The organism is Sphingobacterium sp. WOUb80, assembly GCF_050058145.1.
Taxonomy (GTDB): domain Bacteria; phylum Bacteroidota; class Bacteroidia; order Sphingobacteriales; family Sphingobacteriaceae; genus Sphingobacterium.
The window spans coordinates 2,807,576-2,823,928 of sequence record NZ_CP165617.1; the positions used below are offsets into that span (position 1 = coordinate 2,807,576).

The window sequence follows — 16,353 nt, forward strand, 5'->3', positions numbered from 1 at the left end:
AAAAAATAAAACTATGCGTATCAATCCACGCATGGTATTTCATTTGACTCATATGGAGGGAAGAAAACTTTTAAATACCGAAGTTGCTATCAGCTTCGTTAAAGATACATTTGTCCAAGAACTAAAGAAAACATTAAATCTAATTCCGATCTCATCACCATTGGTGGTTTTAGACGGCACAGGGTTAAATGATGATTTAAATGGAATTGAGCGTCCTGTATCATTTCCGATTAAATCATTGAATGAAAAAAGAGCTGTCGTGGTACATTCATTGGCCAAATGGAAGAGAGTCCGCTTAAAAGAGCTTGAAATGCTGCCTGGAGAGGGCATCGTCACAGACATGAAAGCTCTCCGTCCCGATGAAGATTACACACCGATTCATTCCATTTACGTAGACCAATGGGATTGGGAAAAAGTAATCGATAAAGATCAACGTAATTTAGCCTTACTGAAAGAAACCGTACTAAAAATTTACGATGCGCTACGATTTACAGAACGACAAGTTGAAAGCAAGTATCCACAGATAAAAGCTATTCTACCCGAAACCATTACATTCATTTCGGCTGAAGAACTACTGCAAAAATATCCTAATCTAAGTGCAAAAGAACGTGAAAATACAATCTCCAAAGAATATGGTGCTGTATTTTTATATGGTATCGGAGGGGCACTCAGCAATGGTGTTGCACACGATGGCCGCGCCGCAGACTATGACGATTGGAGTACTGCCAATGAGGCTGGGCACAAAGGATTGAACGGAGATATTCTCGTATGGAACCCAATTTTAAATTCAGCTTTTGAACTTTCATCCATGGGGATCCGTGTCGACAAAAAGGCTTTGGCACATCAAATGGAAATTAGAAATTGTACAGAAAAGTCCAAACTGACTTTCCATAGCATGCTGCTTAATGACCAATTGCCAGAATCTATGGGTGGTGGAATCGGACAATCACGTGTATGTATGTTTATGCTCAAGAAACAACATATTGGAGAGGTGCAAGTCAGTATCTGGGAAGAAGATAAAAAAGAGACATTAAGACAAGAAGGTATTGATATTCTATAAAACAATACTTATTAAGAATTAACGACGCGGTAACAATACGGCGTTGTTCAGTATATCGATACAAATCAAGGCAAGGTAATCATCTTTTATAGACTGATTACCTTGTTTTTTTGAACATAAAATGCCTAAAAAATTTTCATTCGAGTTTGTTCCTTTCAAAATAGCGGTATTTTGTATTTTTGCTAAATGCAGCTAGAAGCTATTTTAAATAAATTAGGTATCTCATCCTTAAATGAGATGCAAGAAAAAGTAGTGGAATCGTACCAAAAAGACCATGATTTCATCTTACTTTCACCCACAGGATCTGGTAAAACCCTGGCCTTTTCATTGCTCATTCTAGAGCAATTGAAGGAAATCGTTCGGGAGGTTCAAGTATTGATCTTAGTACCAACTCGCGAACTTGCCTTACAAATAGAACAAGTACTCCGTAAGGTGGCCACAGGCCACAAAGTCACCTGTGCCTATGGCGGTCATAGTACCCGTATCGAAAAAAATGAATTCAAAGATGCTCCAGGAATTATTATAGGAACTCCAGGACGTATAAAACAACATATCGAAGAAGGAAATTTTGATCCGTCCCATATCCACACCCTCGTGTTAGACGAATTTGATAAATCGTTGGAACTGGGATTTCAACAACAAATGGATTTCATTATTCGACATATACCAACCCTCAGATCGCGGATATTGACTTCTGCAACGATGATGGATGCAATCCCACCGTTTACACAGATAGAGGAGCCTATTCTTGTTGATTTCCTGAATGATTCACAAAATATACCCCGCATTACAATTAAAAAAGTAGTTGCCCCTGTTCAAAAGAAATTGGAGGCATTACTAAAACTCATCTGCAAGATCGGGACGAAAAAAATGATTATCTTCTGTAATCATCGTGATGCAGTCGATCACATCAGCGAACTACTGGACAATCGCAATATTATTCACGACACCTTTCATGGTGGACTAGAACAACAGGATCGCGAACTGGCGCTTCTCAAATTCCGAAACCATTCTAACAATGTACTGATTACAACAGACCTGGCTGCAAGGGGATTAGATATTCCAGAGGTTGATGCCATTATACATTACCAGTTGCCACACAAAGAAGACGGTTTTATTCACCGCAATGGACGTACTGCCCGTATGCAAGCGAAGGGTGATGTTTATGTTATCCTCAAACCAGAAGAAGTATATCCTTATATCCCTACAGAAATACCTGAAGAGGAATTTCCTGAATTCTATGACCTCCCTGAAAACTCACCTTTTGCAACACTTTATGTTAGTGCTGGACGAAAAGATAAAGTCAATAAAATTGACATCGTAGGTTTTCTCCTGCATTTGGAAGGTATTGAAAAAGAAGACATTGGTATAATAGAAGTGAAAGATAAGGTCGCTTATGTTGCCGTTAAAAGAAAGCTTGCTTCCGTTATTATCAATAAGGCTAGTGGGCAAAAAATCAAAGGCCGCAAAGTAAAAATAGGGCGTACCTAATTGCTGTTCCATCACATCGATCAATAGTCTAAACATCCTGTGCACAGTTAAAGTCAAAATTTATCATAAAAATGCGTCACTTTAACGAAGCTCCTTATTAACTAAAAATTAAGACCAGTTCCTGTAATAACAGGGGGATTACAGGGGGTTAACAGGGGTATAACAGGGGGTTACCTGGGGTAAAACCCCTGTTAACCCCTTGTTAATACCGTGTAAAAATAGTGTTAACCCGCTGCTAATATATAATATGATGTCAACATGGCCATAAATTAAATGCCAGCAATGCACAACATAGGAAAGAAACAATTATGGTAATCGGATCATTGATCCGATCGGATATGGTTAACGGGAAACAGGAGGCTATCTGCTAATTTAGAATGCAATCTTATTGCCAGGTAAGCCTTCATCATGATACATTGAAAGGCTTACCTGGCAAATCTGATTTAAGAATGTCTATGGCAGAATATAAGACATTGGCCTGGGTTCGGTCATTGAATTCTGGTTAATCCAATTCTTTTAAGTAGCGGAGATACAAATGTACAGCTTCACGCTTTTTATCCGTTAAATGAAAATTCAGGTGCTGCGTCAGATACTTGGTATAATCAAAACCTTCAAACTCCGGGAGACCGGCAATAACATCGGTTGCATGTTCAACACCATACGCTAAAGCTTCATTAAATTGCTTCACAAAAGAGTCAGGTAGCTTCTTATTACTTACCCATAGCGCAAAAGCGAAAGGCAATCCTGTAAAATTAAACCACTCTTTTCCTAAATCGTAGATATAAGGAACTGCGTTCTTTTTGCCAAAGGTGCGATCTCCAATTAAAACATAAGCATCTGGTTCAACAGATTCGTCAGTGACCAATTCCACTTCTTTTTTCCAATAGTTCTTAATTAAGACGCGGGCTAGTCCATTTGAAGTGCGCGATTGTTTATCGAGACGTAATGTTTTCACCTCTTCGATAGGTTTATTGGCAAAAATAAACACGGAATCGACGGCACCTTCTGTACCAATGCAAAAATCTGTATTGATGTAATATTCGGGAAGACTTAATAAGGCAGCTGTAGGAATAATACCAATATCAGCTTGATCATCGATTACTTTTTGCGCACATGCACTCGGATAATCAACGCTCAAGTCGATTTGCTCCATTACTTTCGATTTACGTATTCCATTCAAAAATGGATAAGTATTTGTATACGATACGGCAGAAACTCTAATTTTATTCATTTATCAATGCTTCTAAGTGTGTCGTATTATAATGGTCGATAATCTCAAATTGACCGTTATCATACAACAATTTATATAAAGCAGTATTTGTATGCGGGAAATCATCCATATAACGGGCATCGACACCGGTCATAAGACAAAGCATAATCCGTAACGCACGTCCGTGCATACAGACCAGTATATTCTTTTCGTTCGTCTGGGCAAGCATATGATCCAATGCGACTTGCTGACGCGCCATTAATTCTTGAGGAGACTCTCCATTTTCAATACTGACATCCAACTCTCCATTACGCCACGCAGCGACCAATTTTTCAAAACCAGACAGCAATTCGGGTGTTTGTTCTTTTCCTTCATAGACTCCCCAACTTATTTCATCCAATCCAACAAGCTGCTCCCAAGGCAAATCCAGATCAATGAATCCTTGTACAGTTTGATGAGTACGGAGTAAAGTTGATGTATATATTTTATCAAAAGGCACTGTATTGTAACGTTCAAAGAAAGCCTGAGCTTGCGCTATCCCCATTTTATTGAGTGGTGAATCAACACCCCTCCCCTGCACAATACCTTTTAGATTTAGATCAGTCTGTCCGTGTCGTATAAAATAAAATGTCTTTTTCAAAGTATGAGTCTAATTATGATTTTACAACGGGTAATGCGTAGTAGCTTTTCTTTTGGTTACCTTGATCAAATACGAAATCCTTATAATCCGTAACCACATTATATAACGTATCTCTTTCAATAGGATGGCGTCCGACATTCTTAATCAGCTCCACAACTTCTTGCGTAGTCATTCCCGGCTTTTGCTCTTCAGCCCCCGCCATACTGTATATTTTTGTGGTATCATCCAGTGTTCCGTCGATATCATCTACCCCAAAGGCTAAAGACAACTGTGCCGTATCTCTCGAAATCATTGCCCAATAGGCCTTGATATGATCAAAATTATCCATGTAAATTCGAGCAATAGCATAGTTCCGCAAGTCTTCAATAACTGACACTTCAGCGATATGAGACATTTGGTTCTCTTTGTTTCTAAATTTTAGGGGGATGAAGGTCTGAAAACCACCGGTCTTATCCTGAAGCTGTCTTAAGCGCTCCATATGATCTACACGATGCCAAAACTGCTCAATATGACCGTACAGCATCGTTGCATTTGTATGCATGCCCAGCTTATGTGCCTGCTCATGAATATCCAACCATTGTTCAGCTGTACATTTATCATGCGCAATCTGTTCTCTTACTTCCGGATGAAAGATTTCCGCTCCGCCCCCTGGCATAGAGTCCAAACCGCAGGATTGCAAATATTTCAAGCCTTCGTAATGGCTCAATTTTGCTTTCTTGAAAATATAGTAATATTCTACAGGTGTCAGTCCTTTGATATGTAGCTCTGGCCGGTGTGCCTTACATTGACGAAAAAAATCGGCATAAAATTCAAGGTTTTGTTTAGGAACAACTCCACCTGTAATATGAACTTCAGTAACAGCCTCATTGTCGTACTTTTTCACAATATCCATCATGCCATCGACTTCCATCTCCCAACCTTCAGCCCGTTCTTTTATCAATCTGGAATAAGAACAGAACTTACAGTCATAGACACAAACATTAGTCGGCTCAATGTGAAAATTGCGATTGAAAAAAGTATGATCACCATGACGTTTCTCACGAATATAGTTAGCAAGCACACCAAGATAGCCTAACTCACCTTTTTCATATAAAAGAACTCCTTCATCAAAAGTGATACGCTCCTCTCGCAACACTTTCTCCGCTATATCTCTCAATTCGACAGCTAAATTTTTGTCGTTAATCAAGAAATTCAATTTATCTATTGCGTTCATTAAATGTATCTCCTATCTTAATTCAAATGTACCGAAAAGGCAACAAAAGTTATAATAAAAAATGTGACAACAACTAATTTGACAAAGCTCTTAAAAAAGGGACTTAATCAGTGAACTGTTGCATCTCTATTAATTTTCGGTATAAACCATCGCGCTGGATGAGCTCACTATGGCTACCCTCCTCGACAATTTTTCCAGCTTCAATAACAACAATTTTGTCCGCATTCTGAATGGTACTTAAACGGTGGGCAATAACAACAGTTGTTCTATTGTCCATTAATTTATAAAGTGAATCCTGTACCAATTTTTCAGACTCAGTATCTAAAGCAGAAGTCGCCTCATCAAGAAGCATAATTGGTGGATTCTTTAAAACAGCTCGCGCGATACAAATCCGCTGACGTTGTCCGCCAGATAATTTCCCCCCCCGATCGCCAATGTTAGTCTGATATCCATGTTCTGTTTTCAAAATAAACTCATGCGCATTGGCAATACGTGCAGCAGCTTCTACTTCTTCCTGGCTGGCAGAAAGATTGGCAAATGCAATGTTATTAAAGATCGTGTCATTAAACAAAATGGATTCCTGATTGACCACACCGATCATATCACGTAAAGAATCCTGTTTTAAATCCCGTAAATCAATACCATCAAAGAGAATCTGACCACCTGTGACGTCCATAAAGCGAGGAATTAAATCAACCAACGTCGATTTCCCCCCGCCGGAAGGCCCTACCAAGGCAACGACTTTCCCCTTTTCGATTGTCAGATCAATGTTCTGGAGAATCTCTTTATCTTTGGTATATGAAAAGTTCACCTGATTAAATACAATATTCTTCTCAAAGCTTTTCACGGCCTTCGCATCCGCACGATCTTTCACTTCAGTCTTTTCATCAATGAGCTCCAAGACTCTTTCACCGGCAGCAAGACCATTGTGAATACCACTAAAAGAATCTGTTAAAGCTTTTGCAGGACGCATCACCTGTGAAAAAATAGCGATATAGGCGATAAATTCGGGAGCGGTTAAGCTCTTGTCACCGGAAAGCACCAAATGACCTCCATACAAAAGAATAATTGCCACCATAATAACCCCCAGCAATTCGGAAACTGGTGAACTTAACTGTTGTCTTCTAGCCATAGAACGGCCGATATTTGCATAATGTTCGTTTTCATTATGAAATCTGTTCTTAATAAAGGATACCGCATTGAAGGCTTTGATAATTTTAATACCTGACAACGCTTCATCCAGATAGGAAATCATATTTCCATAAGATTCCTGAGCAGCATGGGCCTGACTTTTGAGGTTTTTAACAATCCTTGCAATAAAAAACCCGGAGATAGGAATCACCAAGAGTGAAAAGAATGTCAATTGTGCAGAGATATTGAAAAGCATCACAATATAGGCTATCAATTGCAATGGTTCCTTAAAAACCACCTGTAAAGTCCCCGTCACAGAGTACTGCACGACCTGCACATCAGACGCAACTTTAGAAACAATATCTCCTTTTCGCTGTCCTGTAAAATAACCTACATGTAGATCCATTACACTATCAAATACCGCTCTACGCAATTTGAGCAAGGTATGAATACGAAAATTCTCCATAATACGCTGACAGAAATAACGAAACAGATTACTGATAAAAACGGAGACTACAATCACAATACAGACGTATTTCAATGCGCCGTAGGCTCCAAACTGGTTATTGGCAACGCTGGCATAGTAGTTAAACCAAGCGAGAATATCCGTATAAGTTTCCGGCTTTACTGCCTCGGCGGTCGTTTGACCAGCATTAAAGAGTGTATGGAGTAATGGAGCAAGCAATGCTAAATTCAATGTGCTAAAAATAACCGTGATAAGCGTGAAAATCACATATGGGATTGCAAATTTCTCGATGGGTTTAGCAAACGATAAGAGCCTAAAGTATGTTTTCATTTATTTTGAACTTAGACAAATTACTTTTACACAAAAAATAATTTGTCGGTCTCTCCTCTTCTTTAAGATTTTTACGGAGGAAATTGAACAAAAATAACAAATTAATCAAGAAAAGCACATATCCTATTGAGGGACTATAAAATTGTTATAGGTCAAGAACAACACCTTCAGTTTGTTCACCTTGAAAAATCGACAAAAAAATCTCCTTTTTATAGATAATTCCCTAATTTAGCCTTATTCAAACACCAAATTTATTAAAATAACAATGCAAATAGACGTTGCCAAAAGATTGCAGCACACCGAAGAATATTATTTCTCCAAAAAATTAAGAGAAATAGACGAGTTGAATAGACAGGGTGCGCGCGTAATCAACCTCGGAATCGGAAGTCCAGATTTGCCTCCACACCCGGAGGTGATCGAGACACTAAATACGAATGCCCAACTTCCAAATGTGCATGGCTATCAAAATTATAAAGGCGCCCCCGCCCTAAGACAAGCCGTTGCTGATTGGTACCAACGCTATTATAACGCGACTTTTAATCCCAATACCGAAATATTGCCCTTAATTGGATCAAAAGAGGGTATTGTGCACATTTGTATGACCTATCTTCAAGAAGGTGATCAGGCGCTTATTCCCAACCCGGGCTACCCAGCTTATGCCGCAGCAGTAAGACTAAGTGGCGCCGAAGCAATAACCTATAATCTTACCCAAGAGAAAAACTGGCTTATTGATTTAGATGAGCTCAAAAAGCAAGACCTATCAAAGGTTAAATTGATGTGGATAAACTATCCACACATGCCTACCGGTGCATCCGCACCTGATGCATTCTATCAAGAGCTGATTCAATTTGCCAAAGAGCACAACATACTGATTTGTCACGACAATCCATACAGCTTTATCTTGACAGATACGCCAAAAAGTATCATGAGTATTGCAGGAGCGAAAGATGTAGCCATTGAATTGAATTCGCTGAGCAAGTCTTCTAATATGGCTGGATGGCGAATTGGTGTACTTGTAGGCGCCGAAGAACGTATAAACCAAGTGCTGCGTTTCAAAAGCAATATGGATTCGGGTATGTTTTTACCTGTCCAACTTGCTGCCGCAAAAGCCTTGCAACTGGACGCATCCTGGTATGCTGATCTAAACAAGATTTATGCGGAAAGACGTCAACAGGTTTATGAGATTATGGATTTGTTAGCGTGTACTTATCAAAAAGACCAAGTAGGGCTATTCGTATGGGCGCGCATTCCCGAAAAATACAAAGACGGTTATGCATTGAGTGATGCAGTTTTGGAAAAATCACGGGTATTTATTACACCGGGTGGAATTTTCGGAGATAAGGGCGATCAATATATACGCATCAGCCTTTGCGCCACGGTAGAGGTACTCAAAGAATCAATCCAGCGAATAAAAGATAGTTTCTAAGAAATTAATATAATTGTTTATATATGAACATAGCCATTGTCGGCGTAGGCTTAATAGGTGGTTCGGCTGCCATTCGCCTAAAAGAAACAAAATTCTGCGACAAAATAATCGGTGTAGATAAGAGTCAAAAAAACTTGGATAAAGCGATGCAGATCGGCTTAATCGACGAAACAGCCAGCCTGGAAGACGCGATTAAGATGTGTAAAGTGCTGGTGCTTACAATTCCTGTAGATGCCATCTTACAAGTTGTCCCCCAAATACTGGATCAAGTTACTGATCAGGTTGTTATTGACATGGGATCAACAAAAACAAATATTCTCAATAAAATCAAGGATCATCCTAACAGGGGGCGCTATGTCGCTGCCCATCCAATGGCGGGAACAGAGTATTCGGGCCCAGAGGCTGCAATAGCGGGCTTATTCAAAGGCAAAATGATGGTTTATGTCGAGGCATTTAGAACCGATGAAGATGCCTTCGAGATTGCCGATGCCATCACCGACCAATTGGAGATGCGCAGCTGCTTTATGAATGCGGATGAACACGACGTGCATACCGCTTACGTGTCTCACATTTCCCATCTGACTTCTTTCGCTCTCGCATTGACGGTATTGGAGAAAGAAAAATCGCAAGGACGTATCTTCGAACTGGCAGGGTCGGGATTTGAATCGACCGTGCGTCTAGCCAAAAGTTCCCCAGATATGTGGACACCTATTTTCAAGCAAAATCGGGAGAATGTGCTCGAAGTACTTGAAGAACATATCAAGCAGCTCCAGTCACTGCATGATTCTATCGCATCCGAGGATTATGACAAATTACACAAACTCATAAAACGTTCCAATAAAATAAAAAGAGTTATTAAATAGATAATTCTTCAAAACAAAATAACGTTCAAAAAAAGGGGCAGTCCAGTTGGACCGCCCCTTTTTGCTACAATTTTATAGGTATACCCTCAACCTTTTCAGACATCCTATCCTTAAAAAGTTTGAGCCGCCTTTTTAGATATCTTCATTTTATTCATCTTCTAATTCATTGAATTTATCCAAATCGGCTTTGGCCCCTATTGGATCGCCCAGTTTTTCCCGAATCGCCGCACGGTAAGAATACAGATCCGAATAATATGGATTCAAATCGATTGCTCTGGAATAATCCGCCAGTGCTCCCGGCAAATCCTCTAGCTTTTCATTTAAATCAGCCCGTAGAGAATAAACATAAAAATCCTCTGGATTGAGGACAACAAGACGGTCAAAATCCATCAATGCCTCCTTTAACAACCCCAAACGTTCAAACAAAGAAGCCCTTTCTTCATAGACAATCGACGAATCAGCGTCTATCTCCTCTGCCTTGGCATAATCTAGCAACGCACTTTGGGAATCCCGATAGGATTCAAAAACTTTTGCCCGGAATATATAGGCTGCAGATTTATTCGCATCGAGTGCAATAGCCTGATTAAAATCAGATAACGCCAATTCAAAACAGGTCAATTTTAGGTACAAACTCCCTCTAAAAACAAAAAGGTTGCTGTCTTTACCGCCTGATGCTGCAATAGCCGAAGAATAAAGGTCTATTGCCTTTAGATAACTATAGCTATGAACATATTCGAGTCCCAATGAATTTATTTCATCCGAGCTCAGTTGCTTAGGTTTGGACTCCAATTCCTGAATAACCAGATTTTCAGCTTCAAAATAAGTTAGTTCAGCTTGATTTTCCTGCCATTCCAATACACTATGATAATTAAAATCCAGTCGTTTGGCAATCTGGTAGTCATAGAAAGCGCCCTCATCTTCATCGATTAGCCTATAGACCAAGCAGCGGCTCGCATAAAAAAATGGTTCTTCTTCGTAATGTTCGATTGCATCTGTAAATGTTGTAATCGCTTTATCATAATCCGCGATTTTAAAATAATAAAGCCCCAGATAACTATAAGCAAGCGCATGATGAGTCTGAGCAATCGCCTGTTCCAAAAGAGCAACAGGATCTCCATTACCGATAATTCCGCTATTAAATCCTTCTAATATATGTTTAAGCGCGCTCTGTTCGACTGAATTAAGCCCATCAGTAGGAAAGGATCGCGTCTCTTCCGGAAAAAATGATGCAATAGGTAAAAAAGAAAACTTAGCAAGAAGTATAGGTACGGGCAGTGTAAAATCTGATGCTACAAAAGCGTTGTTTTGTAGAATAACAGCTAGATTTGAAATCATATGCTTCATACCCAAAACTAAGCTAAATTTCATTACAAAAGAAATCTAAACATAGATCAAGTGCGATATTAGACTATTCTCCTCAACTAATTTCTCCTGTCAAATACAAGTATTTATAGCGGACAATATCCCTCGAATTCGTAAAGCGGATTAATTTTTCCCGTTTGAAGACATAATTAGAAACCTTCTCTTCCATCAAACGGAGGAACTCAACAAACTCTGCAAAAAAGTTTTGACGTTCTGCGGGTGTAAAATGGCTGTTTTTTACAATCCAAAAGAATTGCTCTTCATTTACATGGAAAGATACCTCATTTTTCTTTTCTTTTCGAAAAATAAAGATTGGGTCATTTTCTTGGTTAATAAATAAAGCAAAGCCTGTATTTCCACCATCCAAATTAACAACAAAAGCAGAAAAATGGACAGTACCGATCTGTAAATTTTCCAGACAAATTAATTTATGCAACATCAGGTTGACAGTTAGATCACCTAAAATTATTAAGTTTTTATTAAAAAACAAAAAAAGGCCCACAATATTTTGTGGACCTTTTGCTATTCAGTACGTTTTATTAGAATGTAAATTTCACCGATGCATTCCAAGTTCTACCTTGTCCGATCAACACGAAGTTAGACGTGTCTATACCATTCCAGCTATTATTTACATCAGTAACTAAATTACTGGAAGTAGCCTCGGAAATATAGAATTTATTGAGTACGTTATTCATGTTTACACGGAAACTCATGGTATTCTTATCACTTACTTTCAGTTGGTAGGAAAGACCAGCATCCAATAAATTAAAAGAAGGTAATTTCATATAACGTCCGTATGTTTGGCCATCTATTACCTCTCTGCGATAATTCGAAGCATACAAACGCTCATAATATCTGTAATTTGCGTCAACAGAAATACCTTTAAACACCTTATATTTGGCTCCAAACCCATAAGAAGTTTGGGCAGCATTACCTACATGTTCACCTGTTAGGTTAACCTCAGAGCGTCCTAATTCTACTCGGTTATCGTTACGTACGACAGAGTTTACTGCACCGTCATATTTCCAGTCACCTATCGATAAGAAACCTGTTAAGCTTAATTTTTCGATCGGGCGTGCTTCAAAATCAACTTCTACCCCTCTATGTACCTGTTTTACACCGTAATTTGTGGTATAAAGATATGCCCCTTCAACCAGAATACCAGGATCATTTGTCGGATTATATTTTTTCACATCATCTGCCGTCGCTAAGCTCGAACTACCCGTAACACGATTTTCCCAAGTTGTGCGGTAAACATTGACATTCACATCCAGGAATCGAGAAGCAAACTTATAACCTGCTTCCAAACCAAGGATTTTTTCATTTTCAGCATTTTCATTGATATCGTTCGCAAAATTCATGAAAATATTGTTCTGATAAGGTTGACGGGAATAATAGCCTGCATTACCAAAAACACTATGATGTCCCAATGTATAACTTACACCACCTTTCGTATTGTAGCCAAAATTATTCACGTCCTTAGAATCTTCATTACCTGGTGTATATTGAAAATAATCAGAACGTTTGTTTTGTTGTTCGGAAACCGATCCTTGGAAAAATGCTGTAAAACCATTTTTCGCATATTCCAATTGACCAAACAAACCTCCATAACGGATGTATTGATTGTAATCCCAAGCTAAACGATCTTCACGCGAATCAGGTTTACTTGAGAAAGCTTTCCAAGGGTTCGTTGAGTATGTATTGGTAACCAATGGCTTATTAGGAAAATTAACATTACCGCCTAATACGACACCATTTGTATTTCCAAGTGGATCAGTCAATTTACGATAATGTGTACCTTTATAGTCCCTTACATCAAAACCCACATTAAAATTCAAGGATTCAGAAAGTTTACGGTTATAATTAGATACCAATCCAAACCATTGATGGTTGTTCACATCGGCCGCTAAATATTTACCGGTATTATATTTATCGCTTCGCAAGGATTGGCCACCCCCAGCAGCTAACGATGCGTAAACGACAGTTGACAAAGATGATTTATCATCGATGGTCCAGTCCCAGTTCAAGTTGGCTACCGGCTTATGATAAAAGTTCTTTTGTGCATTCATCATCACGCCGTTTGCATCCTTATAATTATCATTGTAACGTCTGCCGTTTGTTAGGTAGTTAGATAATTTAGAGGTGTAACCTTGATTGTGCCATTGTGGTGCACCGGTCACCATAAAGTTCAGATTATGCTTTTCATTGGCTTTGTAACCTACCGATAGAAAGTAACTTTGACCAGAACCCTCTGTATGATCCATATAACCATTACCTGACCATTGGGTAAACATCGCTGAAACTGCAAAACCATTTTTCATAAGTCCCGTATTGTAACCTACAGTTGCCTTCATAAACATATCGTTACCAACGGTAGTGCGCACAAAACCACCTTCTTTCATTGCAGTGGATTGTGTCACGTAGTTTACGGTTCCGCCGACAGATGAAATCGCTAATTTAGATGATCCCAAACCGCGTTGGATTTGCACCAAAGAGGCAATATCTGTCAGACCCGACCAGTTTGACCAATAGACGCTACCATTGTCCATACCATTGATAGGCTGACCATTTAAAAGAAATGCTGTATTGGATTGATCAAAACCACGTGTTGTCATGGATGACTCTCCGAAACCTTTTGCCTGACCAGTGATATAAACCGAAGGGGTATTAGCCAAAGCAGAAGTAATATCCTGTGCTCCCACCCTTTCTTCCAAATCCTGTTTACGGATTGTCGAAACGGCAATCGGTGTTTTTCTTCCTTCAGCAATATCAATGACACCATGACCGACAACAACAACCTCATCTAAATTTGTTGAAGATCCAGCCGTAAAAGTTGGATTCAAATTCAACGACTCGCCCGATTTCAATAGGATGTTTTCAAAAACCACCGGTGTCTCACCAATGTAAGTCACCTCTACTTTATAGGGGCCACCTTCTTGAAGATTTAAAATTTGAAATTTTCCTTGGGCATCGGCTGAGCCACTTACTACTTGTCCACTTGGGATGTGGGTAATTTTAATAGTTGCTCCTTTAACCGTTTGTCCAGTAGCTTCTTTGACAACTCCTGAAACCGAACCAGTATTTGCTGTTTGACCTTGAACGGCACTATAACTAGCAAAAACAAGGGCAAAAAAAAGTAAAGACTTTTTCATGTTAGATGTGATTGTTTTGTTTTTGTGCCGCAAAATTAGGAATTGATTGTCTTTTTAACTAATTTTAACAATACCAATATCATGCAGTATCTCTATATAGAAAGAATAAATTTTAATCTTCCACAGAAAAACAGCAAATTTCAGCAAAAAGATACAATGAAAATACAGCATACATAAAATAAACACAATACATTCATCCTATTCTTGAAAAAACATTAAAAATAATCAGAATAATATTTTGTCTGTTTTGAATAAATCAAAATTTATCAATTTTACGATTTTTATGAATTGGACACAAGATTTTATAGCCTATCCTCATGAGCTACTAAAATTGTTTCTTTCAATCCGCCATTTCCACCGACCTTCTTTTCTTCTCACAACAGCTGAAATAAGCCTATAAATAATTAACTTTAACTAATTTAAAAAATATGTTATCCATAGAACAAGCTTATACAGGCATTCTTGAACCGGAACTAATCGCTGAAATAGCGGAAAACGCGCATATAAAAACGTTCCGTGAAGGTGATCTCATCATTGATACCAATCAATATATCAAGGCTATGCCTCTCCTCTTGGATGGGGCAATAAAAATTGTCCGGGAGGATGAAGATAAAGGCGAATTGTTGCTCTACTATCTGGAAAAAGGTCAAACCTGTACAATGTCGATAGCCTGTTGTCTCGGGAATAAAAAAAGTGAAATTCGTGCGCTCGCAGAAAAAACAACGACTGTAGCGATGATCCCAAATGAGCTTGTCAACCTTTGGATGGGAAAATACCCTTCGTGGCGAAATTTCATCATCTCGAGCTATTCAAGCCGTATGGACGAAATGTTACAAGCTGTTGATAGTCTAGCTTTTTCCAACATGGAAGAACGCATCATCAACTATTTGAAAGCCAAAGTGAAGCTGAATGACGACCGAATACTCACCCTTACGCATCAGGATATCGCTTCCGATTTAAATACGTCCCGAGTCGTTGTCTCCCGAATTTTAAAAAAACTGGAACAGGAAGATAAAATAGTGCTGCTTCGTAACGAAATTAGGGTATTGGTGTAATGACCAAAACATTTGTATCTTTAGCTATACGTAAATTTCAAGAGCAATTAATGTAATTTTTAGATGAAGATAGAAAAATTAGGATTTATAGGATTAGGAAACATGGGATACCCCATGGCTAAAAATCTAGAAAAAGCAGGATTCCCCCTTTCTGTTTACAATAGAAACAAGGCTAAAGCAGCAGGCTTTGAAGAGCAATCAATTATCAGAGAAGATATAGGTGAATTAGTCGATCATAGCGACATTATATTCTCCATGCTCACAAATGATGAAGCAGTCAGCGAAGTATATGAAAAAATCCTACAAAGGGAGATCAAAGGCAAATTATTTGTCGATATGAGTACAATATCTCGTGAACGCTGTATTTCAATAGCCACTAAGCTAAAAGAAAAAGGCGCTGCTTTTATAGATGCTCCCGTTGCCGGCAGCACCAAACCAGCGACTGAGGGTACGCTTATTATTATGGTCGGTGGTGATCCCGAAGACCTTCATCGCGCCCGACTATACCTCGAGCAGATGGGAAAATCGATCAAACATCTCGGCGAAAATGGACAGGGAATTGCCGCCAAACTTGCGATCAACTATTTCCTTTCTACGATCTACCAAGGTCTCGCGGAGACGATCTTATTTTCAGATAAACTGGGAATTCAACGAAGCGATATGCTCGAAATCATCAACGATAGTGCCAGTGGCAGTGGTGCGACCAAGGTAAAGACACCCTTACTTGTAGAAGAAAACTACAGTCCTGCATTCGCGCTAGACCTTATGCTGAAAGATATTCGACTGGCTCAACAAGCCGGTGCTGACTATCCCCTCCTCAAGACCTTACTCGAAACCTACGGGAAAGCACACGATCAAGGTCTCGGACAGCTCGATGTTATTGGTATCATTGAATCCATCAAGTCGTAGCTTCAGGTTGGCGACAGTGAAAAAAATGTACATTGAAAATTATAT

Annotated in this window: 13 protein-coding genes; 6 read left to right on the forward strand and 7 right to left on the reverse strand. The window is 39.1% G+C overall.

Annotated features, from left to right (window positions below; translation table 11 throughout):
- Positions 1-13 precede the first annotated feature (13 nt).
- A complete protein-coding gene (gene asnA, locus AB1Z56_RS11950) occupies positions 14-1,060 on the forward strand; it encodes an aspartate--ammonia ligase (protein ID WP_426792118.1) in 1,047 nt (348 codons plus the stop codon).
- Positions 1,061-1,297: 237 nt separating this feature from the next.
- On the forward strand, positions 1,298-2,551 hold the full coding sequence (locus AB1Z56_RS11955; RefSeq protein ID WP_426792119.1) for a DEAD/DEAH box helicase: 1,254 nt from the start codon (positions 1,298-1,300) through the stop codon (positions 2,549-2,551).
- A 502-nt stretch (positions 2,552-3,053) separates the two neighbouring features.
- Here AB1Z56_RS11955 and AB1Z56_RS11960 read toward each other — a convergent pair.
- The 4 genes from AB1Z56_RS11960 to AB1Z56_RS11975 all read right to left on the reverse strand — a co-directional run bounded on the left by AB1Z56_RS11960 (position 3,054) and on the right by AB1Z56_RS11975 (position 7,541).
- Complete coding sequence (locus AB1Z56_RS11960) at positions 3,054-3,782, reverse strand: menaquinone biosynthetic enzyme MqnA/MqnD family protein (protein ID WP_309363245.1); 729 nt, start codon at positions 3,780-3,782, stop codon at positions 3,054-3,056.
- A complete protein-coding gene (locus AB1Z56_RS11965) occupies positions 3,775-4,401 on the reverse strand; it encodes a histidine phosphatase family protein (RefSeq protein WP_309363243.1) in 627 nt (208 codons plus the stop codon). The genes AB1Z56_RS11960 and AB1Z56_RS11965 overlap by 8 nt, the downstream gene beginning before the upstream one ends.
- Before the next feature lie 13 nt (positions 4,402-4,414).
- Positions 4,415-5,614, reverse strand: coding sequence for an aminofutalosine synthase MqnE (gene mqnE / locus AB1Z56_RS11970; RefSeq protein WP_309363241.1), 1,200 nt, complete (start codon positions 5,612-5,614; stop codon positions 4,415-4,417).
- 103 nt (positions 5,615-5,717) lie between these two features.
- Complete coding sequence (locus AB1Z56_RS11975; RefSeq protein WP_426792120.1) at positions 5,718-7,541, reverse strand: ABC transporter ATP-binding protein; 1,824 nt, start codon at positions 7,539-7,541, stop codon at positions 5,718-5,720.
- A 265-nt stretch (positions 7,542-7,806) separates the two neighbouring features.
- On the opposite strand from AB1Z56_RS11975, the gene AB1Z56_RS11980 reads away from it, so the two are divergent.
- Positions 7,807-8,967, forward strand: coding sequence for a pyridoxal phosphate-dependent aminotransferase (locus AB1Z56_RS11980; RefSeq protein ID WP_426792121.1), 1,161 nt, complete (start codon positions 7,807-7,809; stop codon positions 8,965-8,967).
- A 23-nt stretch (positions 8,968-8,990) separates the two neighbouring features.
- Complete coding sequence (locus tag AB1Z56_RS11985; protein ID WP_426792122.1) at positions 8,991-9,830, forward strand: prephenate dehydrogenase; 840 nt, start codon at positions 8,991-8,993, stop codon at positions 9,828-9,830.
- Positions 9,831-9,977: 147 nt separating this feature from the next.
- Here the strand turns inward: AB1Z56_RS11985 and AB1Z56_RS11990 are convergent, their stop codons facing one another.
- The 3 genes from AB1Z56_RS11990 to AB1Z56_RS12000 all read right to left on the reverse strand — a co-directional run bounded on the left by AB1Z56_RS11990 (position 9,978) and on the right by AB1Z56_RS12000 (position 14,344).
- Positions 9,978-11,198, reverse strand: a complete 1,221-nt coding sequence (locus AB1Z56_RS11990) for a tetratricopeptide repeat protein (RefSeq protein ID WP_426792123.1) — start codon at positions 11,196-11,198, stop codon at positions 9,978-9,980.
- Between the two features lie 49 nt (positions 11,199-11,247).
- Entirely contained in the window at positions 11,248-11,631 is a 384-nt protein-coding gene (locus AB1Z56_RS11995) for a hypothetical protein (protein WP_309363232.1), read from the reverse strand.
- A 100-nt stretch (positions 11,632-11,731) separates the two neighbouring features.
- Positions 11,732-14,344, reverse strand: a complete 2,613-nt coding sequence (locus tag AB1Z56_RS12000; RefSeq protein ID WP_426792124.1) for a TonB-dependent receptor — start codon at positions 14,342-14,344, stop codon at positions 11,732-11,734.
- A 428-nt stretch (positions 14,345-14,772) separates the two neighbouring features.
- Between AB1Z56_RS12000 and AB1Z56_RS12005 the strand changes: the two genes are divergently transcribed.
- Positions 14,773-15,399 (forward strand): Crp/Fnr family transcriptional regulator, encoded by a 627-nt coding sequence (locus AB1Z56_RS12005; RefSeq protein WP_426792125.1) that lies wholly within the window; start codon positions 14,773-14,775, stop codon positions 15,397-15,399.
- A 63-nt stretch (positions 15,400-15,462) separates the two neighbouring features.
- Positions 15,463-16,308, forward strand: a complete 846-nt coding sequence (locus AB1Z56_RS12010; RefSeq protein ID WP_426792126.1) for an NAD(P)-dependent oxidoreductase — start codon at positions 15,463-15,465, stop codon at positions 16,306-16,308.
- The last annotated feature ends 45 nt before the right edge of the window (positions 16,309-16,353 follow it).